17 protein-coding genes, 1 tRNA gene and 1 pseudogene are annotated in these 21,525 nt (G+C 38.1%); 8 read left to right on the top strand and 11 right to left on the bottom strand.

Features of this window, described 5'->3' with window-relative positions:
• Nucleotides 1–256: 256 nt before the first annotated feature.
• Nucleotides 257–1,988: pseudogene (gene recN / locus AC2D3N_RS21020) on the bottom strand (DNA repair protein RecN).
• A 113-nt stretch (nt 1,989–2,101) separates the two neighbouring features.
• Nucleotides 2,102–4,927: a GAF domain-containing protein gene (locus AC2D3N_RS21015; protein ID WP_079680815.1), complete on the bottom strand. Its 2,826-nt coding sequence runs from the start codon at nt 4,925–4,927 to the stop codon at nt 2,102–2,104.
• Between the two features lie 215 nt (nt 4,928–5,142).
• On the opposite strand from AC2D3N_RS21015, the gene AC2D3N_RS21010 reads away from it, so the two are divergent.
• The gene (locus AC2D3N_RS21010) at nt 5,143–6,270 is read left to right on the top strand and encodes a quinone-dependent dihydroorotate dehydrogenase (RefSeq protein ID WP_484692035.1); all 1,128 of its coding nucleotides are present in this window, start codon (nt 5,143–5,145) and stop codon (nt 6,268–6,270) included.
• 141 nt (nt 6,271–6,411) lie between these two features.
• Here the strand turns inward: AC2D3N_RS21010 and AC2D3N_RS21005 are convergent, their stop codons facing one another.
• Genes AC2D3N_RS21005 through AC2D3N_RS20995 form a run of 3 tightly spaced genes read right to left on the bottom strand, consistent with a single transcriptional unit; the run spans nt 6,412 to nt 8,484 of the window.
• Nucleotides 6,412–6,600 carry a hypothetical protein gene (locus AC2D3N_RS21005; protein WP_484692034.1) on the bottom strand — a complete coding sequence of 63 codons (189 nt, stop codon included), beginning with the start codon at nt 6,598–6,600 and terminating at the stop codon, nt 6,412–6,414.
• Between the two features lie 6 nt (nt 6,601–6,606).
• Complete coding sequence (locus AC2D3N_RS21000) at nt 6,607–7,080, bottom strand: type II toxin-antitoxin system VapC family toxin (RefSeq protein ID WP_484692033.1); 474 nt, start codon at nt 7,078–7,080, stop codon at nt 6,607–6,609.
• 60 nt (nt 7,081–7,140) lie between these two features.
• Complete coding sequence (locus AC2D3N_RS20995; protein ID WP_484692032.1) at nt 7,141–8,484, bottom strand: helix-turn-helix domain-containing protein; 1,344 nt, start codon at nt 8,482–8,484, stop codon at nt 7,141–7,143.
• A gap of 178 nt (nt 8,485–8,662) precedes the next feature.
• Here AC2D3N_RS20995 and AC2D3N_RS20990 point away from each other — a divergent pair, with 178 nt between their 5' ends.
• A complete protein-coding gene (locus AC2D3N_RS20990; RefSeq protein WP_227397894.1) occupies nt 8,663–9,157 on the top strand; it encodes a hypothetical protein in 495 nt (164 codons plus the stop codon).
• Between the two features lie 298 nt (nt 9,158–9,455).
• Here AC2D3N_RS20990 and AC2D3N_RS20985 read toward each other — a convergent pair whose 3' ends face one another.
• The 4 genes from AC2D3N_RS20985 to AC2D3N_RS20970 are packed head-to-tail and all read right to left on the bottom strand — an operon-like array spanning nt 9,456 to nt 11,698.
• The gene (locus tag AC2D3N_RS20985; RefSeq protein ID WP_227397893.1) at nt 9,456–9,863 is read right to left on the bottom strand and encodes a type II toxin-antitoxin system VapC family toxin; all 408 of its coding nucleotides are present in this window, start codon (nt 9,861–9,863) and stop codon (nt 9,456–9,458) included.
• A complete protein-coding gene (locus tag AC2D3N_RS20980) occupies nt 9,860–10,114 on the bottom strand; it encodes a hypothetical protein (protein ID WP_227381522.1) in 255 nt (84 codons plus the stop codon). Before AC2D3N_RS20980 ends, AC2D3N_RS20985 begins: the two co-directional genes overlap by 4 nt.
• A gap of 54 nt (nt 10,115–10,168) precedes the next feature.
• Nucleotides 10,169–10,993 (bottom strand): nucleoside triphosphate pyrophosphohydrolase, encoded by an 825-nt coding sequence (gene mazG / locus AC2D3N_RS20975; RefSeq protein ID WP_484692031.1) that lies wholly within the window; start codon nt 10,991–10,993, stop codon nt 10,169–10,171.
• A gap of 33 nt (nt 10,994–11,026) precedes the next feature.
• On the bottom strand, nt 11,027–11,698 hold the full coding sequence (locus tag AC2D3N_RS20970) for a metal-binding protein (RefSeq protein WP_079680807.1): 672 nt from the start codon (nt 11,696–11,698) through the stop codon (nt 11,027–11,029).
• Between the two features lie 76 nt (nt 11,699–11,774).
• Between AC2D3N_RS20970 and AC2D3N_RS20965 the strand changes: the two genes are divergently transcribed.
• From AC2D3N_RS20965 to ctpC, 4 genes are all read left to right on the top strand, one after another.
• Nucleotides 11,775–11,846: transfer RNA gene (locus AC2D3N_RS20965), tRNA-Val, on the top strand.
• A gap of 51 nt (nt 11,847–11,897) precedes the next feature.
• Nucleotides 11,898–13,199, top strand: coding sequence for a PQQ-dependent sugar dehydrogenase (locus tag AC2D3N_RS20960; protein WP_484692030.1), 1,302 nt, complete (start codon nt 11,898–11,900; stop codon nt 13,197–13,199).
• A gap of 238 nt (nt 13,200–13,437) precedes the next feature.
• Nucleotides 13,438–14,658: a (E)-4-hydroxy-3-methylbut-2-enyl-diphosphate synthase gene (gene ispG / locus AC2D3N_RS20955; protein WP_079680805.1), complete on the top strand. Its 1,221-nt coding sequence runs from the start codon at nt 13,438–13,440 to the stop codon at nt 14,656–14,658.
• A gap of 164 nt (nt 14,659–14,822) precedes the next feature.
• Complete coding sequence (ctpC, locus tag AC2D3N_RS20950) at nt 14,823–16,109, top strand: carboxyl-terminal processing protease CtpC (RefSeq protein WP_200816826.1); 1,287 nt, start codon at nt 14,823–14,825, stop codon at nt 16,107–16,109.
• 69 nt (nt 16,110–16,178) lie between these two features.
• Here the strand turns inward: ctpC and AC2D3N_RS20945 are convergent, their stop codons facing one another.
• Both AC2D3N_RS20945 and AC2D3N_RS20940 read right to left on the bottom strand, forming a co-directional pair.
• On the bottom strand, nt 16,179–17,588 hold the full coding sequence (locus AC2D3N_RS20945; RefSeq protein ID WP_484692029.1) for a DUF2079 domain-containing protein: 1,410 nt from the start codon (nt 17,586–17,588) through the stop codon (nt 16,179–16,181).
• Between the two features lie 53 nt (nt 17,589–17,641).
• Nucleotides 17,642–18,967: a mannosyltransferase family protein gene (locus AC2D3N_RS20940; RefSeq protein ID WP_484692028.1), complete on the bottom strand. Its 1,326-nt coding sequence runs from the start codon at nt 18,965–18,967 to the stop codon at nt 17,642–17,644.
• 308 nt (nt 18,968–19,275) lie between these two features.
• Here AC2D3N_RS20940 and AC2D3N_RS20935 point away from each other — a divergent pair, with 308 nt between their 5' ends.
• Nucleotides 19,276–20,361 carry an AI-2E family transporter gene (locus AC2D3N_RS20935; RefSeq protein WP_079680802.1) on the top strand — a complete coding sequence of 362 codons (1,086 nt, stop codon included), beginning with the start codon at nt 19,276–19,278 and terminating at the stop codon, nt 20,359–20,361.
• 92 nt (nt 20,362–20,453) lie between these two features.
• A complete protein-coding gene (locus AC2D3N_RS20930) occupies nt 20,454–21,521 on the top strand; it encodes an ABC transporter permease (protein ID WP_079680801.1) in 1,068 nt (355 codons plus the stop codon).
• The last annotated feature ends 4 nt before the right edge of the window (nt 21,522–21,525 follow it).

The following is a 21,525-nucleotide window of genomic DNA, read 5'->3' as shown; positions in this document are numbered from 1 at the left end:
AGTTACCAATTAATAGCTCTATTTTGTCATAATTTTGGAGTTTTTGGTGTCAAAAAGATTATGACAGCCGCTACTATAGCAGTCCTAAATAGGTTGTAATATTTTATCGTAGGGGTTTGGTCTCCAAACCCAGACATAAAGAGGGTTTGGAGACCAAACCCCTACAAAACTTTTGCACAAATGATTTAGGATTGCTATATGTTCGCAAATTAATTACTTTTATGGGTTATAGAAAGAGTTTATATCCCCTGCCTCCCTATTTCTTCATCAATGCCGCTTGACTTAAGAGGGACTCAGCAAAGGCGATCGCTTCTTGGGCTGATTCTCCACTGGCCAATTGAGCAAGTTCTTCCCGGCGTTGGGGGGAAGTTAGGGAAGTGACCCGAACAACGGTTCGAGTTTCAGGATCAGTGCCATTGGAGTTGAGATCGGTGTCCGTTTGAATGGTTTCTTTCGTGACGCGAAAATGATGATCTCCCATGGCAGCGACCAAGGGTTGATGGGTGACACAGAGAACTTGATGACGTTGGCTGAGTTGGTGGAGTTTCTGAGCGATCGCTGTGGCCACTCGTCCCGATACCCCGACGTCAATTTCATCAAATACCAGAGTTCCTGACCCGGCAATTTGGGAAAAACAGGCTTTCAAAGCTAATAGAAACCGACTCATTTCTCCCCCGGATGCGATCGCCCCCAAGGGTTGCAGGGGTTCTCCGGGGTTGGGACTAAAGCAAAATTGGATCTGATCCGCCCCCATAGCGGTTGGGGAAATCGGATGAATTTCTGCTTTAAATTTAACATTATTCATTGCTAAAGGTTTGAGTTCTTTTAGCAAATGGGTTTCCAATTGATGGGCGGCTTTTTGGCGCAGGTCAGTTAGATGTTGACAGGTTTCTTTTAGGGCTTGAAGCGCCTGTTGATAGGTCTGTTCTAAAGATTCAATCGATTGATCTTCATCTTCTAATTCTTTTAATTCGTCTTGAATGCGTTGATAATATTCGATCACTTCTTCTAAAGTTTGTCCATATTTGCGACAAATTTGTTTTAAGTCTCGAATGCGATCTTCTACTTCTTCTAACCGTTGGGGATCGGATTCTAATTGTTCACCATAACTGCCAATTTGTCTTCCGGCTTCGGTAATTTGGGCGACTGCCTCACTGACAATTTCTAAAATCGGTTGGAGTTGGGGATCATATTCCACTAAATCACTGAGTTTATTTTCCGCTTGGCTTAATAAATCCGCCGCAGCTAACCCGGTTTCACTTTGATATAGGGCTTGATAAATTTGATAACTTTGTTGTTGAAGTTCTACAATATGATTCAGTCGTTGATGTTCAATTTGTAATTGTTCTAATTCGTCGGCTGTGGTTAAAGTAGCTGCATCTAATTCTCGAATTTGATATGTTAATAAATCTAATCGCTGTAGGCGTTGCTGTTCAAATTGACGGCGTTTTTCTAAGGCCTGACTACAGGTTTGGGCTTGGGTATAGGTCGATGCTACGGCTTTTCTGGCTTTGATTAGGGGTTGACCTCCATAGAGATCTAACCATTCCTGTTGGAGTTCGGGTTGACCGAGTTGTAAGGTTTGTCCTTGGGCGGTAATTTCAATTAAGCGATCGCGAAGTTGTTCGATTAATTTGCGATTGACTAATACCCCATTAACCCGAGAGCGACTGCGAAGTTTATCCCCGGTAATGACCACTTCTCGACTACAAACAATTAGACTTCCATCGACTAAATCAATTTCTTGTTCTGTTAACCAATTAAACCATTTTTTTTCCATCTCAAAGGTTGCTTCTAATAGGGATCGGGTAGCTCCGGTTTCTAATGGAACGACGGTCTACTTTTCCCCCTAAAATCGCATCAACCGCATCTAAAATAATCGATTTTCCGGCTCCGGTTTCTCCGGTAAATACATTTAAACCCGTACCCAAATCTAAATCTAAATGATCAATTAAAGCAAAGTTTTCTATTCTCAGGGAAAGCAACATAATAAACAGTTATCAGTGATCAGTCATCAGTTATCAGTTTTAGGAGCAAGTTCTATATTTATTACCTTAATCTTGAGCAACTTGCCCTTAAAAGTTATTAGTAAATCATTGATCTAGCTTGCCGGAGATAAGGTTAAAATAATCCGAGTTATAATTTGTTGATTTTCTCCTGATTCTATTAGGAATTTTCCTGCCATTTTTTCTAACATTTGTTGACAAATTAAAAGCTGTTGACCTGGGGGAGAAGATAGGGGAGAGGGAGCCAGTAAATCGGGAGAATGACCGATTTTTAACTCAAGAATCAGTTGAGGATTGATTATACCATAATCTGTAATCATCAGTTCTAATTGATGATCATTTAAAGGTTGAGTGATTATCTCAATGATGCCACCCGGTTCCGCCCGGTGACAGGTAGTTAAGAGGATTTCATAAAAAACAAGTTCTAGTTTAATATGATCGCCAATAACATTAAAGTTTTCCTGTTGTTTAACAACTAATTGGATTTGTTTGTTTCTAATAATAGCATTAATTCGTTCTCGCACCCTGCGCAATAAATTCGTAATCGGAATAATATCATTTTGATGATGAAGTCGCCATTGTTCCTGTTTAATTAAGGAACTGGTGGAAGCTAAAGCACTGCCCATTTGACGCAATAATTGTTGATAGCGTAAATGGGAAAGTTGTGTTTTTTGGGGATCGGTTGATTGAAACGGAGATTGATTTAATTCGTTTAATTGTTTCAATCCTCCGCCTACGGTTCGATAGAATTCTTCTAAGCGCCTTTGTTTATACCAATTCAGCCATTGTAATTCTTCATGTTGAGTTTTTAAAACATCTTGAATCCTTAAATACCGACGTGACCAGGAAAATTGGGTGACCAAGGAATTGAGCATCGTTAAAGATAGTCCTGATTCGGTTTGAATTTTTTCGGGATCAGCAATAATTAAAAGACCTGTAGGATTGTGTTCAGAAGCTGTTTTAAGGGTCATAACTAAAATTTTATCGACAGCGCTAGTAAACCATTGTCTAGTGTACGCAGACAACTCATTTACAGGCCAGAAAAACAATTCTTTTGTTAATAAAGCGTGTTGAATTAGAGGATCTTTAGCTATAGAAATTAATCGATCAGAGTTAAGTAATAATTCCGATTGATGAGCAGCATAATTGACTAATTTTGCTCTTTTTTCTCCTTCATTCCATGTTAATAATACAACTAAAGGACTTTTTAAAAATTCCGATATTTTTTCTATAAATTGTTTTTCTAATTGTTGTAATTTATTAGTATTTTTCAAGATTGACCAACAACAATCCAAGGCTTGATTAAATTCTTCCTGAGATTTAATCCGTTGATTTAATTGCCACTGACGTAAACTCACGCTCAATTGTTTACTGACAATTTTAACTAATTCTTGTTCGGCTCGATCCCAAGTTCTAGGAGATTCATGACCAATTAATAATAACTCCTGAGATATTTTTTCCTGTTGATCTTTTTCCGTAGTTAAACAGGAATTAATTGGACAAAGTATTAGCGATTTTACTCCCGCATCCCGAAGTTGATTGCGCCAAGGTTTTAATTTTTCATCTTCATCATAATTTTCAATTAGCAAAAGTTCATTCTCATTTTTTAAAGATTGCCAATCTTGGGAAGTCAGAGAATCTAAGGGCGAAAAAATTGCGTTTCTATTTAAAGGATAATATTGATAAATAATCTCAAATTTTGCCGTTTTAAGATGACGTTTAATTAATAAAAATCGTCCCGTATTTAATCGCTGACACAACAAATTAGCGGTAGTTTTTAAAGAAAGTTGCCAATCTTGATCATCCACAATCGCACGGGTAACTTTAGCCGTCAGGGACTGATCCAGTTCCGCTTGTCGAATTTTAACTTCCATTTCCGCTAAGGGGGCGGTTAAGGAAATTAATTGCCCCACACCTCGCAAAAATTGTTTTTCATTTTCCTGCCAAATCCTGGGATTTTGACCTTCAACCGCAATAAATCCTAACATTTCTTGATTAAAAAGAATCGGAACCGCTAATAGGGAACGGGCGCGAATTTTCTCCATTAATCGTTCCGTTGTATCCGCTCTTAAGGAACTATAAGACTCTCCAATGGACACTAAATGATCGGAAATTAACGCTTGATAAAACTCTCCTAAATCCTGTACTGTTACTCCCGAAGCAGCTTGTTTCATTAAACTGACACTGGGAAGTTTTTGTTGATTACTCGCCCGGCGCCAAAAATAACGCCCTTCTCGATAATACCAATAGACATTAGTGCGGGTGGGTTCAATAAATTCATGGGTGGTTTCCACCGCCACTTCCAAACATCTATCTAAAGTATTTAGGGTTCTAAATTGAGTTAAAAGTTTTAAAAAAGGTTGGTCAGGTCGTTTAGTTTGTTGATACATCCAAGTGGTTTCAATTTGGAATAAAGAAGCCGCTAAGGTTCCTAAAACCATTGAAATTAGTTCTTTTTCCGTCGAACTCGGAGAAATTCCCCACTCCGTTGATCCTAATAAGACGACACCAAAACACCGATCTTTATAGCGCATGGGAAATAAAATTGATCCCTGAATATTGAAGGCTTGGGCAGCTTTTTGCCACTCGCCAGCGCGAGTTTCTGACCGCAGATCGGGGACAACTAAAGGTCGCATTTGAATCACTAACTGTTCGAGTAAATCCCCAGGAGATAAGATAAATCGTTGTTTAATTAACCAATTATCTTCCGTTGGGGTAATTCCCCCTTTGCCAATTAAACGATGATCTAAACGATCATACAAACTAATCCAAATCAAACTATAATTAAACTCGGTTTTCAAATAGTTTAAAATCGTTTCGATTAAAACATCAACATTATCTTCATCTTGTAGGGTCTGGAGAACACGCCCCAAGGTCATGATGGGTTGCTCTAATGCGGTCGATTCCTCAAATTGACCCATAATAAACTCCCAAATCGTATCTTTTAATTAACATTCAAAATTAAAATTTTAATTAAGATTCTAAAGCCGTACACTTTTCTGGTATAGGGTAGGAAAAATACTCTACCCGTTAGTCTGGTTAATGGTTCTATCTTACCCTTAGTATTTCACCCTTTTACTCAAAAATAGACTAAATTAAAAATTTGGGAATCAGGACATGATCAGAGGAGACTATCTTGGATATTTACCGCAGCGCCGTTAAACCCCTTTTATTTTATGGACTCAAGATTGACCCCGAATGGGCGCATCATCGCGCTTTAGAAGTCCTGAGTTGGATTGAGCAAAATCAGTCTCAGTCACCGATGAATTGGCTAGAATCTCAACTTAAGCCCTCATTCTGTTTACAGGATATCCGTTTACAGCAACAATTATGGGGTTTAGATTTTACTAATCCCGTGGGTTTAGCCGCCGGGTTTGATAAGGATGGGGTGGCGGCCGGAATTTGGCAAAGTTTGGGGTTTGGATTTACGGAATTGGGGACTGTAACCCTCTATCCTCAACCCGGAAATCCCCAACCCAGATTATTTAGATTAGTTGAGGATGAAGCCATTTTAAATCGCATGGGATTTAATAATCAAGGGGCGGAAATCTTGGCGCAACGGTTACGGGAAAAACATCAACAAAAATTTATTATTCCGGTCGGAATTAATTTAGGAAAATCTAAAATTACTCCTTTAGAAGCCGCCGCCGAAGATTATTTAGGCAGTTTTAAACTATTAAAAGACTATGGGGATTATTTTGTTATTAATGTTTCTTCTCCTAATACCCCCGGATTGCGATCGCTCCAAGATGCAGAACAATTAAGTAAAATTATAGCGGTTTTAAAAACTGAAAATACGGATAATAAACCGATTTTAATTAAAATTGCACCGGATTTAGAATGGGATGCGATCGCCGATGTGGTAAATTTAGCCCAAACCTATAAATTAGCCGGAATTATTGCTACTAATACCACCATCAAACGGGAAGGATTAAAAACCCAATGGCTACCCCAAACCGGAAGTTATATCACCCAAGAAGCGGGGGGAATTAGTGGTGCGCCTCTCAAAGAAAGGTCAACAGAAGTGATTCGTTGGATTCATCAAAATACCCAAGGACAGTTACCTATTATTGGAGTGGGGGGAATTTTTACCGCCGATGATGCTTGGGAAAAAATCACCGCCGGAGCTTGTTTAATTCAAGTATATACGGGTTGGATTTATGAAGGCCCAGGAATGGTAAAAAGCATATTAGCAGGACTCCTACAGAAATTAGATCAATATGGTTTAAAATCAATTTCTGAGGCCGTTGGTTTCAAACCTTAATTATTAGTTAGAAGTCGACAGAATAAATCTTCGCGGTTTTTGGGAAGGGTGATCAACTATTGCCATCCCTTGCCAAATATCCTTAGTTTTTACCTAAACAGGCGGATATTAATAGCGAGATACATCCTAATATTCCATATTTTAAGTTTCCACTAAAAATTTGTTTTCTTGCTGATTAGGTTTGATCATGGGTGTAGAAATAATTTGTCTACCACTAGCAGCTTGTTTTTTTTCTAAATCTTCAACGATAGCGTGTAAATTATAATCGAAGGATTTAGCGTATTCTTCTCGATATTTATAAATTTCTGCTAAGACTTCATCGTACCACATTGTTACTTAATCTCCCATTAACTCAAAAGGTGTACAAATAGTTGGTAGAGAATATCCTGATTCTCGGCTAATTTGCCCTAATTTTTTCTGAATCTGGGCGTTAGCAATATGCTTACAGTTCCATGTTAACAGATAATCCAAACCATAGACTGTAGCCAGGGCAATATGTAACGCATCATTAGCAGCTTTGGGGGGAAGATTGCTTAGAGTCAGAAATTGTTTGGCTAAGTTTTCTACCGTTAAATTTAATCCGAGTAAGGGAAAATCCCTCAAAATTTCCAGTCGCTTAGTTGCTATTTCAGCATCTCCTTCAGCTACTTCATCTAAAACTACCTGAGAGATGTAAAGTGTAAACTGACTCCGGCGTTTTTCCCACCAATCTATAGTCATTTCTCGATTAGCCATCAGGATCAAGTTATTACTTGATCGGACAGTTAGATAGCCAATTATACTGGTTTCGATATATACAGTTTCAGTCACAAATATATCCAATATTTTATAACATCATTCAATAGCTAGAAAATCATTGGAATTTGTTCTCTATTCTATCATATATTCCTTGAAAATGCAAGACAAATTAAACAAAATTGTATCGGCTTTAATTTTACTAACTAAATACCGTTGTTGTAAAGATTTTAAACCATTAATTAAGTCCATTGAGGACAAGTCTAAATGTTGTCTTAAATCTTCTCTGGAAACAGGTTGATCAAATTTGCTCAATTCTAAAACAATTTTTTGTTCGACGGGTGAAAGTCTATTGAATAATTGGTTAAAGTGCGATCGCATTTCTTTAGTAATTACTAAACTATCCTCAGCTAAAAATTCAGCCACATCACCATCAAAAACATCTTTAATTAAAAGAGCAATATCTTTCAAATACATCGGATTTCCTTGATATTTTTCAATCAATTTTAACCCGCTATCCTGATCTTGTTTTAATCCTATCCCTGACAAAATTTCTCCATCCTCTAAACCGGATAATTTTAAAGATTTAATCGGATATAATTCCTCATCCAAACATTCCATTTCTGCACATTGTTCTTGACTCATTAAAATTAGATGACTTTGATGTTCTGTTTCTGTGATCAGTTTAAAAAAGTTTTGATAATCTTGATAAACACTTTGATATTGTCCAGAAAATTCACCCTGGGTAAAAATATTATGAACGTCATCAAGGATAATCAAACATTTTTTATCCGTGAAAACATCAAATAATTGTTTTAAGTTGTCATCTATAGTTGCTTTGTATTCTTGCTTACAAGCATTCAATAAATCCTTAACAAGCAATTCTAAATCTTTGGGATATTTTAAACTTTTCCAGATAATCACCTCAAATTTATCTAAGTTTAAGTCCACAAATCTTTTAACTAGAGTCGTTTTCCCTATTCCAGATAATCCTAAAACTGAAATCAAACGAATATCATCATCTAAGATCCAACTATAAAGGACTTTAAGTTCAGACTGTCTATTATAAAAATTTATTATTTTGGGAGTTAAGGTTAAATCATAGTAGGGTGATTGAGATTTTATATCAGTTTCTCGATTATTTTGATTGGGGTTATTTAAGGTTTGTGAACTAAAAGTAAAATTATGATTAGTACCAATACAAATATTTTGTGATGATTCAATATAAACTCTTTCCAATGTAGAACGAAAATTAGTTTTTTTAATATCTTCGCCCAATGCTTGAGATAAAAGTTGCCATAATTCAGCCCCTACATCACTAGCATAATTTTTATTAACATGACACTCATGGGCAATATTATCATAGGTTTGCCTTTGCCAAGTTCCTTCAACTATAGACTTTTGAACATCATCAAGGTGTTTTCCAGTTTGTTCAAAAACAAGGCGATCTACAAATTGTAACACTTCATTTACATCCATAGAATGTATATAGGATAAAGGTTTTGAGCATTATAGCTGATCTTGATCCCAATTTTTCCTAACTTTTCTGTATTTTTGCTCAATATTTTGTCACAAAACTCCCGTGAAAATCTGTTTTTTTAGCAGGATTAATTTTTTAAACAGACTTTAGAATAAAGGTGTCTAAAACTAGAAATAATTGTGGTGTTCCTACTCGTTAGTGGGGGAGAAATCAATGAAGAAAAAAGCCGTTATCCTATTACTCGGTAGTCTTTTAGCCTTAAGTGGGGCTGTTATCAAAGGCAGCCAAAATGCTAATGCTAATCTACCGGAAACCCCTAGCATTAATGCTAATCATACAAGTATTATTCTCAAATCGAATAACCCTAGTATTATAGCACAGTATGGGGATAGTCCCTGGAATCAGAGAATTTCTCCGAAAACTTACACTAATCCTGACACTGGCCAAGACTTATGTTTTTATTATGCGTCATCACGCTGGGCACCATGTCCAGGCCAAGGGGATGTGATTATTAGACCTCAAAATGCCAAATGTCGAGGTGCTTCAACAGTCAATGATGTGATGCTTGGATGTCCAGCATCTAAATGTATTATAGACCAAATCGGCGACAATGCTGAAAGCGCTATGGGCATCGGTTCTGGTGGTACCCCCCCGTGTGATGGTTTACCTTAGTAGCCGCAGAGTGCGTCAAATATTCAAGTTAGAATTTTAATCAATAACTTTTTTATTTGACGCACCCTACGGAGAATTAAGCTGTAATTATCGTAAGTCTAAAAACTCCTCATCTAATAAATTATTATCTTTAAAAATTCTTCATTTTCTATTTCTAAACAAAGTTTACTCTTAATCTCTTTCTTAGTGTCTTTGTGCCTTTGTGTTTCTTTATTTCCTGTTAATTCTTTAGCCTAAAGGCTCAGTTGTTCATCACCACTAATAAACCAGATTAAAATATGAGTATCAAGATTTATCATTAATTTAATCTCCATACTGGGATCAACATCAGATCAAAATGATGATCATAAGTCCAGACAGGAGTATTTAAGCGTTGAGAAATACTAGCTATGACAGCATCAAATAAGGTAATTTTTTGATCCGTATATTGTTTAACTTTCTGCCATGCCAAAGTATAATCTTCTTCTGAAGGATGAATCAACTCAGCCGACTCTTTGATTTCTTCTGAAAATTTAATAGCTCTTTGAATACCTAAACGGTACAAAACCAAAGTATAAGTTTCCAAAACAATAGGATAAGGAATCATCACTTTCAAATTTAATAACTGAATTTGTGATAATTCTTGCCGAGCTTTTAGGTGGTATTGATCACTAGAATCAACTAAAGCATAAAGAGGAGTTGTATCAGCAATAACCGCTTTAATCATGACTCACCTAATAGAGTATTAGCTAATATCTGATCATGATTGATTGCTGTATCAGTATAACCGCTTCCTGGTACAGCAGGAGTAATATTAAATGTCTTTTTAACCTCATTCGTCAAAGCATTAGATGAGTTTAGATCAGAATTGTCAGAAATAGTAATTTCTTGCATTAGTTGTTGTAATAACCATTGTTTATCCTCAAAAGATAATTGGTTAATTTTTTTAGCAAATTCACGAACTTCTAAAGATGGCATAATAACTTACCAAAACTATTAATAAACCTTCTCTATTTTAGCACGATTTAGCCTTTATTTCTGGGCTAGGATGGCTTTTGCTTGTTGCCAGAGGGCGTCTAATTCCTCTAAACTGTATTCTGATAAGGGGCGATCGCAATATTCCTCAACCTTGGATAACCGTTTAATAAAACGATGATTAGTTTCTTGTAAGCCAATATGGGGATCTAAATTATACCAACGGGCTAAATTAATTAAGACAAATAAAATATCCCCTAATTCTGCTTGTTGATGCTCCTTATCAGTGCCTTGAATCGCTTCTTTAAATTCGGCAACTTCTTCCTCAAATTTATCCCAAACCCCCTCAATATTATCCCATTCAAAACCGATAGATGCGGCTTTTTGAGAAATTTTCATCCCGGCAATTAAGGGAGGTAATTGTCGCGCATAACGGCTTAATTTAGAACTAAAAGTTTTAGTTTCGGGTGTTTCTCCTCTTTCATTTGATTTGATTTCTTCCCAATTTTGCCTCACTTCTTCGACACTATTCACTTCCACTTCCCCGAAGACATGGGGATGGCGACGAATTAATTTTTCTGTAATATTATTGGCAATTTCTTCTAAAGAAAATTGATTCGATTCTCCAGCAATTTGGGCTTGTAAAACCACTTGTAAGAGTAAATCCCCTAATTCATCGGCGATCGCCTTTTGATCCCCACTCCGAATTGCATCTACTACCTCATAGGCTTCTTCAATAATATAGGGTACTAAGGTTTCTGGTGTTTGTTCCAAATCCCAAGGACATCCCCCCTCGGGCGATCGCAATTTGGCAACAACATCAATTAAGTTTTGCAGAGCAATTAATGTAGGATTCAGGGTGATCTTTTCGGTGTTACTCATTTCAAATTCTCGAATTTTATGATCAAAAATGGGTTATTTTTTAGGACGACGGGAAGATTTTTTAGCCGTTGTAGGATTAGATTTTTGACGTTTAGGTTTAATTGGGGGAAGCTCCAGTTGGGAAGATGCAGACACTTGACGCTTGGTTTTTTTGGGTTTGGGAGTTTCCGTGATCTCTGTGTGAGTTTTTCCGGTTTTTAGCCATTTTCTAAACTCTTTATATAAAGAGTTAGACCAGTCGCTAAAGGAATGACTCATGGCTCCCATTTCTAATCCTAAATAAATGGCGATACATTCCCTCGGATAATTGGAGAGCGATCGCAAAATAGTCTGAACTATTTCTAAGGGTTCCCTATTTAGTAACTCTAAATATTGTGCCACTATTAACCCTAAAAATCCCAAAATTCCCAGACCGCCGCCTAAATAAAGAATCCTTAACGCCGTCCCAATAAAAGGCCCATGGGATAAAAAGGAGCGATGGCGCAAACTGTTTTGGTAGGGCACCCAAAAACACCGCAACATCCCCCACCGTTGAAACTGTCGGGAGTCGATATCTAAATCGGGGCCAAACATTAAGCCACTAAATAGGAAACTCCCCGTCACCAGAAAGGTCAGATGACTGCTGCGGGTTTGGCTAAAGGTTAAGCCCGCAATAAAGGGTAAGCTCCAAAGGGTGATCTGGTCGTGGGTTTGACCTGATGGCATGGGGTAAAATGATCAATCATGGAAAATAGGGTTGCGATTCTAAAAGTTTATGCTATAATAGCTAGATGTGTTAATCGGGCGGTTAACTCAGCGGTAGAGTGCTTCCCTTACAAGGAAGAGGCCACAAGTTCGAATCTTGTACCGCCCATGATTTTAAATCTTAATAGGGTTCACCAACTCAAATAATAGCGGGGTAATTATGTCCAGATTACGTTATTTTCCCTTATTATTTTTAGGAGTATTAATTGGTTGTCAACAAAATAGCGATCGCACTCCCACAAATTCCTCCATTTCCGTTGCGACCGAAACCCAAAATAATATTATAATAAAACCATTATCCCCCCAACCGATTCGGATTAATTTAGAAGATTTACCGCCACCTTTCCATAGTGAGAGTGCATCGAAACCCCCCCAAGTTATTCCCATTCCTAATCATCCCGTTTTAAATGTTCCCCCGGGATTTAAAGTTAATATCTTTGCCGAAAATTTAGATAATCCTCGGTGGTTAGCGTTAACTCCCGATGGTGATGTATTAGTGACAGAAACCAAACAAAACCGCATTCGGTTATTAAAAGATACCAACCAAGATGGGGTAGCTGATCAAATTAAAACCTTTGCAGATAGCAAAAATGGCTTAAATATTCCTTTTGGAATGGCATTTTCACCTGGTTATTTTTTCTTAGGAAATACAAATGAAGTTAGACGTTATTCCTATAATAATCAACAGCAACTCACGGGAACAGGCGAAAAAATAGCGGAGTTACCTGGAGGTGGATATAACCAACATTGGACACGAAATGTTATCGTTTCTCCTGATAATCAAAAACTCTATGTTTCCATCGGTTCAAAAACAAATGTCAGTGAAGAAAATCCTCCCCGGGCATCGGTTCAAGTCATGAATTTAGACGGGTCTAATCAACAAACCTTTGCTTATGGATTAAGAAATCCTGTGGGGTTAGATTTTCATCCAGAAACCAAAGAACTTTATACAACCGTTAATGAACGGGATGGGTTAGGGGATGATTTAGTTCCCGATTATTTTACCCGTATTCGTCCAGGAGAATTCTATGGCTGGCCCTATAGTTATTTTACACCTAATAATTTAGATCCGCGTCATGTTCAAAATGGTCAAAGTGTCCGCCCGGATTTAGTTGAGAAAACCTTAAAACCCGATGTTTTATTTCAAGCCCATTCGGCGGCTTTAGGATTACAATTTTATGATGGGAATACCTTCCCAAAACCATACAAAAATGGCGGTTTTGTGGCGTTTAGAGGCAGTTGGAATCGCAATTCTGGTACGGGATATAAATTAGTTTTTATTCCTTTTAATCAAGGTCGTCCCCTGGGATATTACGAGGATTTTTTAGCCGGATTTTTAGTCAATCCTGCTATTCCTGAAACTTGGGGTCGTCCGGTGGGTTTGTTAGTATTACCCGATGGCAGTTTAATTTTTACTGAGGAAAGTAATGGTCGGATTTATCGGGTTCAATATTCCCCCTAGGTTGGGTTGAGAATAACTGATTAAGGATTTTTCAGGATTTAAACCATATATAGCAATCCTTGTCGGATTTGTGATAAAAACCTGTAGGGGTTGGGTCTCCCAACCCTCTTTGCGCTAAATTCATGTTCAGGTAAGTTTTACAGAACGGTAATTCCCTAAATGCCCCTTTTGTGGCAATCTATTAATCAATAGGAAAAAAAATTCCGATCGCTATATTGACAAAAATCAATTATTAACTATGCAAACTTTACCTATTCCTACCCAAACCCCTGCTAGTCAAACTTCGGTGGATACGATGATTCACCGCCGTCAAACCCGTCCTGTCCAGGTAGGGACGGTTACCATTGGGGGCGGCCATCCCGTGGTTGTCCAATCAATGATTAATGAGGATACGATGGACATTGAGGGGGCAACGGCGGCGGTGCGTCGTCTGCATGAAATTGGCTGTGAAATTGTGCGGGTGACGGTTCCCAGTGTAGGTCATGCCACCGCCGTGGGGAAAATTAAACAGAAATTAGCCCAAACCTATCAACCTGTGCCCTTGGTGGCGGACGTTCATCATAATGGGATGAAAATTGCCCTGGAAGTGGCAAAATATGTGGATAAGGTGCGAATTAATCCCGGGTTATATGTGTTTGAAAAACCGAAAAGCGATCGCACGGAATACACCCCAACTGAATTTAATGAAATTGGCGATAAAATTAGACAAACCTTAGAACCTTTAGTGGTATCTTTGCGCGATCAAGGTAAGGCAATGCGCATCGGGGTAAATCATGGTTCCTTAGCAGAAAGAATGTTATTTACCTATGGTGATACCCCGGAAGGCATGGTGGAATCGGCGTTAGAATTTATTAAAATTTGTGAATCTTTGGATTTTCAAAATATTGTTATTTCCCTGAAAGCTTCCCGGGTTCCGGTGATGGTGGCGGCTAACCGTTTGATGGTCAAACGGATGGATGAATTAGGCATGGATTATCCCTTACATTTAGGGGTGACAGAAGCCGGAGATGGGGAATATGGCCGAATTAAATCAACGGCCGGAATCGGAACTTTATTAGCAGCAGGAATTGGTGATACGATTCGGGTTTCTTTAACTGAAGCTCCCGAAAAAGAAATCCCGGTTTGTTATAGTATTCTGCAAGCTTTGGGACTGCGGAAAACCATGGTGGAATATGTGGCTTGTCCCTCCTGCGGTCGAACTTTATTTAATTTAGAAGAAGTCTTACATCAAGTTCGTGAAGCCACAAAACATTTAACCGGTTTAGATATTGCGGTGATGGGATGTATTGTGAATGGCCCTGGGGAAATGGCTGACGCTGACTATGGTTATGTTGGTAAACAACCGGGTTTTATTTCCCTATATCGGGGTAGAGAGGAGATTAAAAAAGTTCCTGAAACCCAAGGGGTTGAGGAATTAATTAATTTGATTAAAGCTGATGGTCGTTGGGTTGATCCCTAGATAGGAGTAGGGAGCAGGGGGAGCAGGGGGAGTAGGGGAGGTAGGGGAGGTGGGGGAGTGGGGGGAAAATTGTTTCTGACTGCTTCTGAAAACCTGAAAGCTGAAACCTATGCTACATTGGGCATATTGATATTGAAATTTCTATTTTCTAGTTCAGCAAACCGATGATTATTTCAAGAAGTGGGCTAGTTCTTGGGGCGACGGCAATAATGTTAACGGCTGTAACCGTTGCCGGAGCGGGAATTCATCTTTCTAGTCAGGCATCCCTTCGGGAAAGCCCAAAGGAGTTGATTGATGAAGTTTGGCAGGTGATCCAAAAAAACTATGTGGATGGCACCTTTAATCAAGTGGACTGGGTGGCAACCCGCACGGAGTATTTAAACCGAAACTATACCGACGACGAACAGGCTTATAAAGCCATTCGGGAAATGTTGAAGAAGCTAGATGACCCCTATACTCGCTTCATGAACCCCGAAGAATTCAAAAATATGCAAATTGACACCTCCGGGGAGTTGACGGGGGTAGGGATTCAATTAACCCAGGATGAAAAAACGAAAAAGTTAGTGGTGATTTCACCGATTGAGGATTCCCCCGCCTTTAGTGCTGGGGTTCAATCCCAGGATATTATTACTGAAATTGATGGTCGCAGCACCGAGGGCATGGATATTAATGAAGCGGTGAGTTTAATTCGGGGCCCGGTGGGGACGAAAGTTAATATTAAAATCCTGCGGGGGGATAAACCTTTGGATTTTAAAATTACTCGCGATCGCATTGAAATCCATCCGGTTCGTGCTTCTAAAAATCCCAGTTCTATGGGAGATATTGGTTATATTCGGTTAAATACTTTTAGCGCCAACGCCGCTGAAGAAATGCGAGAAGCAATTAATGATTTAGAAAAACAAAATGTTTCGGGTTATGTCCTAGATTTACGCTCAAATCCTGGGGGTTTACTGTATTCTAGCGTTGAAATTGCGCGGATGTGGTTAAGTAAAGGAGATATTGTTTCTACGGTGGATCGCCAAGGCGAAACCGACCGTCAAAAGGCAAATAATCGAGCTTTAACAACTAAGCCATTAGTGGTTTTAGTAGATGGCGGATCAGCCAGTGCCAGCGAAATTTTATCCGGTGCATTACAGGATAATAAGCGGGCACTTTTAGTCGGAACAAAAACCTTTGGCAAAGGGTTAGTTCAGTCGGTCAGAGGCGTGGGAAAAGGTTCGGGTTTAGCAGTAACTATTGCTAAATATTTTACCCCCAGTGGTCGAGATATTAACCATGAAGGCATTCAACCGGATGTTAAAATTGAACTCACTGAAAAACAACGAGATGAGTTAAGAAAAGATCGGACTAAAGTGGGGACAATTGATGATCCTCAATATGTGAAGGGGTTAGAAATTCTCGGTGGTGAAATTTCTAAAACTAAACAAGGGACTCAAGCCCAATCTAAATAATCAAAAGTTGTTGAGTTTGTTGTTGGGCTTTAGCCCCATCTTTCCGGGCTTTATCCCAACAACAAAGGATTATTTTATAACAGAATCTTGTTCAAATAACCAAACATTATCCTGATGATATTTTAATTGAAAATCAGGGTGATTTTTTAATCGGTTTATTAATCCGGTGACTAATTCGGGAGAACTCGGCCATCCGGGGTGACGTTGGTTTAATAAAATATATTGAAAGGGTTTTAAATCGGTCTGTTCTCGTCCTTGGATAGCTAATTGTAGGATAGGGCGGTGGGTGAGGTGGGGGGCAATTTTATCCGTGGTTAAAACCGGATTTTGGGTTTGAATATAGGTTAGAGCTTCCCGTGTAGCTTGCCAATTATCTAGGGTTTGGAGATATCTGGAGGTAAAATAACCATATTTTGCCAGGGCAAAAAAGCAAATTAAAGACCATAAAATTATCCATTTTTTTTGTTTAATCCATCCTCCCCCCGTTGATAAATTGGCAATAATAGCTAATAAAAGAAAAGGCAAAATCCCTAGGGAATATTGTTGCGTTAAGTTCTTCATTTGGGGATTTTCGGCTAAGAGATTTAAAAATAAAATCGGTGCCGCCCCAATTAAAGGGGTTAAATGTCGCCAAGAAAGTCCCCAAATTAAGGGAATTAAGAGTAAAATCAAATATTCTAAATTAGCCCATGTAAAGATTTTACTCAATACTAATCCAGGTTTTAATAGAATATTTAAGCTGATTTCAAATAGAGAATTTCCCAGGAAACTATAGACTCCAACGGCGATGGGTGGGGCTTGGGAAAAGTGGGGGATAATCCATTCGGTAGAGAGGAAAAACCAGCCAAGTCCTGAAATAATTGCGATCGCAGCACAACGACGTTTTTTCTCAAATAGCCATAACCATATCCCCATTGCTATTAATACTAAAGATAAAACTTCTTTACAGCCTAAAACAATAAAAATTGAGACTATAAATCCTAAAATATTATTATTTCTAGCTGCTAAAATAGCATATAAAATCGCAGGTAAGGCGATTACTTCGGGGTGAAAATCAAATAAATTAACATTAAAAATTAAAGGATATAATAGATAGATAAAGCCTAGGGTTTGAGCTTGGGTTTCTTTTAATCCTGCTTGTAAAGATAGCTGATAGGTGGGTAATGCACCAAGGGAAAGGGAAATCGCTTGAATAGCAAATAACCAATGAATATCGGGGTAAAGTTTATAAAATAGGGCAATAATATACAGAATATAGGCGGCATGATCTCCTAAAATATGTAATCCTCGAAAATAAACAAAGGGTTCTTTTCCTTGACTAATTAAGTAAATTCCATTATCAAAAATCCCTAAATCATAGGCATTAGATTGAAATAAAAAATGACGTAAACTACTACAAGCAAATAAAATCAAACTACTGACAATAACTGCTGTTAATACTGGATTAACTTTAATTTTTTTTTCGGAAAAAAATATCATTTTTTATCTTGTTTATTAAAAATTTTATATTTTCCTCTATTGCCTTTTTTCTATTAACTCACCCAAAGATGTTGGGCAAAGCGAACTGAAAAACTAATTAGTAAGAGGGCAAAAAATCCCAAGGTTAGATAACCCCAACGGCGATGATGGGATAACATCACTCCTAACGCTAAACTAATAGAAATAATACCATAGGTTAAACGACTTAGAGAAATAGTTCCCCCAGAGGCTAATAATAAACCCAAGGCAAAAAAGCCATAATTAACCGCTACTAAACTAAGTTCATGGCGTAAATACCAGAGTAAATAACCTCCGCCTAAAATAATAGCTGTATTCAGGAAAGGATCACCAGCAATTAGCCATAAAATGGTGATTAATAAAAATAAACTATAATCAAATTTCGCCTTTCCTAATTGATGCTGATAACGCCAAATACAATACCCTATTATAGCAATTATGATAACTAAAAGTGGATGCCAAGGGTCAACTATTGTGCCTTGTTTCCAATTTTGAGAACCGATCAAAATTTGCATAATCATTTTTAACCATCCCTGACTATCAAATCCAGTTTGGCGTTGCCATTGGGTATGTTGGACGGTAATAAAAGCAATGGGATTATTAAATTTTATCCCACAATAGAGACTATAAAATAACAACCCACCGCCACTTAATAAACCGGATAAATAGGCAACTTTAGGCCTTCGTTTTTGCCAGGATGTAATTAAAAAAGCCGGAATTAAAGCCAGTCCAGTAATGCGGGTTGCTGTGGCTAAACTTCCCCACAAAATCACTTGAGGATATTTTTTTAAATCAAATGCTCGTAGGGCGGCGGTACTCAGAAATAAAAACAAACCTTCGGTATAAATAACACTACCAAAAATGGATAGAGGACACCAAGCTAAAACAGCCGTTGCCCAGCGAGCAGCTTGAGAATTATTAGTGGTTTCAACCCATTTATAGAGTAAAATTAAAGCTCCAAAAAAAGCAAGATTACTAATTAAAGTTCCTGCCACTTCAAAGGGTAAACCTAAATTCATTAACCCGCGAATTAATAAAGGAAATAGGGGAAAAAACGCCACATTCCCACCGGGTTCAGTCTGATTAATTACTTCATATCCAGAGGTGGCAATACCCTGATATAAGGGACTATCCCAAGCCGAAAATATTTGCCAACCCCAGGCAATTTTTACCGTTTCTATTTCTGAGGAAACTTGATGCAATTGGGCTGTTATAAAAAAAGCCAATAAAATAAGACTGCGACTAAGTACCCCCATTGTGATTGCAAAAATCACGCCTTTGGATTGACAAAATTGGCTAATTTGGATTAAAAAATACTTTAATTTTGCTAGAATTAGAGTTAGACTATTAATTAAATTCATTGGTTAAGTTTTCTGCCCCGGACACGGGGGAATAATTATTGGTTTCAGTTTATAATTAAAGTAATTGTATCAAGAATGAGGCAATTATAAATCGGTTGTAATCATTAAAAGCTATTGTCCCTATTACCCATTACCCATCACGGATTTAAGCAGATTACGCAGATTAACCCTGCCCTCGACTTGATTGGGGGACAGATTAAAATCCGTGAAATCCGTGAAATCATCTTAAATCCGTGATCCAATTCCCTGTTTCCTGTTATGCCAAAATAGGGTAAACTACTGTAGGTTTTTAGGTTTCGATTCTTCCCATGAGCAATTCTGTTTTTTCGCCTTTACAAAATCGGTTACTGACTTGTTTACTTATTTTAGTAGTGGGTTGGTTAAGTTTTCAGTTATTAGGCTATGTTGGAGAATTAATTAGTTTATTAGTTACCTCGGGATTAATTGCCTTTTTACTTAACTATGCAGTGGCAAAATTAGAGCGCTTTATTCCTAGGGGACTGGCGGCGGCTTTAGTCTATTTAGTTGCTATTTTAACCTTTGTAATTATTGGGTTAACCATTGTCCCTCCGGTCTTTAATCAAGGACGACAATTGATCACACGCTTACCCGAATTAATTGAATCAGGACGACAACAGTTAGCTGAATTTCAAGTCTGGAGTGTTGACCGCAATTTACCCTTTGATGTGGGGATTTTACAACAACAACTGTTATCTAAAATTCAGGGAACTATTGAACCTATTTTTACCGGAAGTTTAGGGATAGTTTTAGGAACCTTTAATTGGTTTTTTGACTTAATTTTCATCTTGGTAATTGCCTTTTATATGTTATTAGATGGGGAGCGCTTATGGAAAAATTTAATCACCATTCTGTCCCCACAAATTCGAGAAGTGATCACGATTTCCTTAAAACGAAATTTGAAAAAATTTGTCCTAGGACAAACCTTGCAAGGGATATTTATGGCATCCATTTTAACCGTTGCCTTTTTTGTGCTTAAGGTTCCCTATTTCCTATTATTTGCAGTTGTAATTGGATTACTGGAAATTATTCCCTTTGTGGGGGCAACATTAGGCATTGGAGGTGTCACTGTCATTGTAGCTTTTATTGACTGGTGGATGGCTTTACAGGTGTTAGCAGTTGCCGTAGCAATTCAACAGGTGAAGGATAATATTGTTGCCCCTCGAATTATGGGAGATTTAACCGGATTAAGCCCCGTTGTTATTTTCAGTGCTTTATTATTAGGAGGAAAAATTGGGGGACTATTAGGATTTATTCTGGCAATTCCCATGGCAGGAGTAATTAAAAGTATCGTCGAGGTGGTTTTTGATCCGACTTTACCCCCTCAAACGGGTTCATTTTTTTATAATCCCTTAAACCCACAGGATGAGGTATAACGGGGAATAGGGAATAGGGAATAAGAAACTGGGAAAAATATTTCCAAAAATAGAGATCAATTTTAGTATTCTGAGAGTGAAAAAGCTGAACTATGAAATGGTGGCAACGACTGAAAACGAATCCTTTAGCTCAATTTGGAGCCGGGATTTTATTGTTATTTTATCTGGTGGTAATTGCGGCGAATTTTGTTGCGCCTTATAGCCCCTATGAATCTCAAATCAACGCTTCTTTATTACCCCCAACCCAAATTTATTGGTATGATCAACAGGGGCAATGGATCGGCCCCCATGTTTATCCCACAACTCAGGGCCCAGTTGATATTGAAACCGGAAAACGAGAAATTAATGTTGATCGAAGTCAGCCAAGTCCCGTGCGATTTTTTGTGCCGGGAGAACCCTATAAACTGCTAGGAATCATTCCTTTTGAACGTCATTTATTCGGGACTGTTGGGCCAGGAAAAATTAACTTACTCGGCACAGATGAACAGGCTAGAGATCAGTTTAGCCGCCTGGTTCATGGAGGGCGGGTTAGTCTGAGTATTGGATTAGTAGGAATTATAATTTCTTTCCCACTAGGAATGATTTTTGGGGGAATTTCTGGCTATTTTGGGGGATGGTTAGATAGCTTAATTATGCGAATGGTTGAAGTTTTAATGACAATTCCAGGGTTGTATTTATTGGTGGCATTAGCAGCCGTGTTACCTCCACAAATTAGCAGTACCCAGCGTTTTTTGTTAATTGTAGTGATTATTTCTTTTATTAGTTGGGCAGGTTTAGCGCGGGTGATCCGAGGGCAAGTTTTATCGATTAAGGAACAACAATTTGTGCAAGCATCAAGGGCAATTGGGGCTAGTCCGTTGTATATTATTACCCGTCATGTTCTACCCCAAACGGCTACTTATTTGATTATTTCGGCTACCTTATCGATTCCTAGTTTTATTATTTCAGAATCGGTTTTAAGTTTCATTGGATTAGGGATTCAACCCCCTGATCCCTCCTGGGGAAATTTACTTTCTTCTGCTACCAATGCTTCGATTTTAGTCCTACAACCTTGGTTGATTTGGCCCCCGGCGATTTTGATTGTTTTTACAGTTTTAGCTTTTAATTTATTAGGAGATGGGTTAAGGGATGCCCTTGATCCTCGCAGTATTCAACGATGATATC

It is taken from the genome of Planktothrix sp. PLAVEN19ND (assembly GCF_057220675.1).
Note: the sequence above shows the minus strand (reverse complement) of the source record. Positions and strands in the feature narration are given on the sequence as shown.

Coding starts and splice junctions, on each gene's coding strand:
- AC2D3N_RS20945 (WP_484692029.1), bottom strand. CDS start 17,588: ATGATATTTTTTTCCGAAAAAAAAATTAAAGTTAATCCAGTATTAACA.
- AC2D3N_RS21005 (WP_484692034.1), bottom strand. CDS start 6,600: ATGTGGTACGATGAAGTCTTAGCAGAAATTTATAAATATCGAGAAGAA.
- AC2D3N_RS20980 (WP_227381522.1), bottom strand. CDS start 10,114: ATGCCATCTTTAGAAGTTCGTGAATTTGCTAAAAAAATTAACCAATTA.
- AC2D3N_RS20935 (WP_079680802.1), top strand. CDS start 19,276: ATGAGCAATTCTGTTTTTTCGCCTTTACAAAATCGGTTACTGACTTGT.
- AC2D3N_RS20960 (WP_484692030.1), top strand. CDS start 11,898: ATGTCCAGATTACGTTATTTTCCCTTATTATTTTTAGGAGTATTAATT.
- AC2D3N_RS20995 (WP_484692032.1), bottom strand. CDS start 8,484: ATGGATGTAAATGAAGTGTTACAATTTGTAGATCGCCTTGTTTTTGAA.
- AC2D3N_RS20940 (WP_484692028.1), bottom strand. CDS start 18,967: ATGAATTTAATTAATAGTCTAACTCTAATTCTAGCAAAATTAAAGTAT.
- ispG (WP_079680805.1), top strand. CDS start 13,438: ATGCAAACTTTACCTATTCCTACCCAAACCCCTGCTAGTCAAACTTCG.
- AC2D3N_RS20930 (WP_079680801.1), top strand. CDS start 20,454: ATGAAATGGTGGCAACGACTGAAAACGAATCCTTTAGCTCAATTTGGA.
- AC2D3N_RS20970 (WP_079680807.1), bottom strand. CDS start 11,698: ATGCCATCAGGTCAAACCCACGACCAGATCACCCTTTGGAGCTTACCC.
- ctpC (WP_200816826.1), top strand. CDS start 14,823: ATGATTATTTCAAGAAGTGGGCTAGTTCTTGGGGCGACGGCAATAATG.
- AC2D3N_RS20985 (WP_227397893.1), bottom strand. CDS start 9,863: ATGATTAAAGCGGTTATTGCTGATACAACTCCTCTTTATGCTTTAGTT.
- mazG (WP_484692031.1), bottom strand. CDS start 10,993: ATGAGTAACACCGAAAAGATCACCCTGAATCCTACATTAATTGCTCTG.
- AC2D3N_RS21015 (WP_079680815.1), bottom strand. CDS start 4,927: ATGGGTCAATTTGAGGAATCGACCGCATTAGAGCAACCCATCATGACC.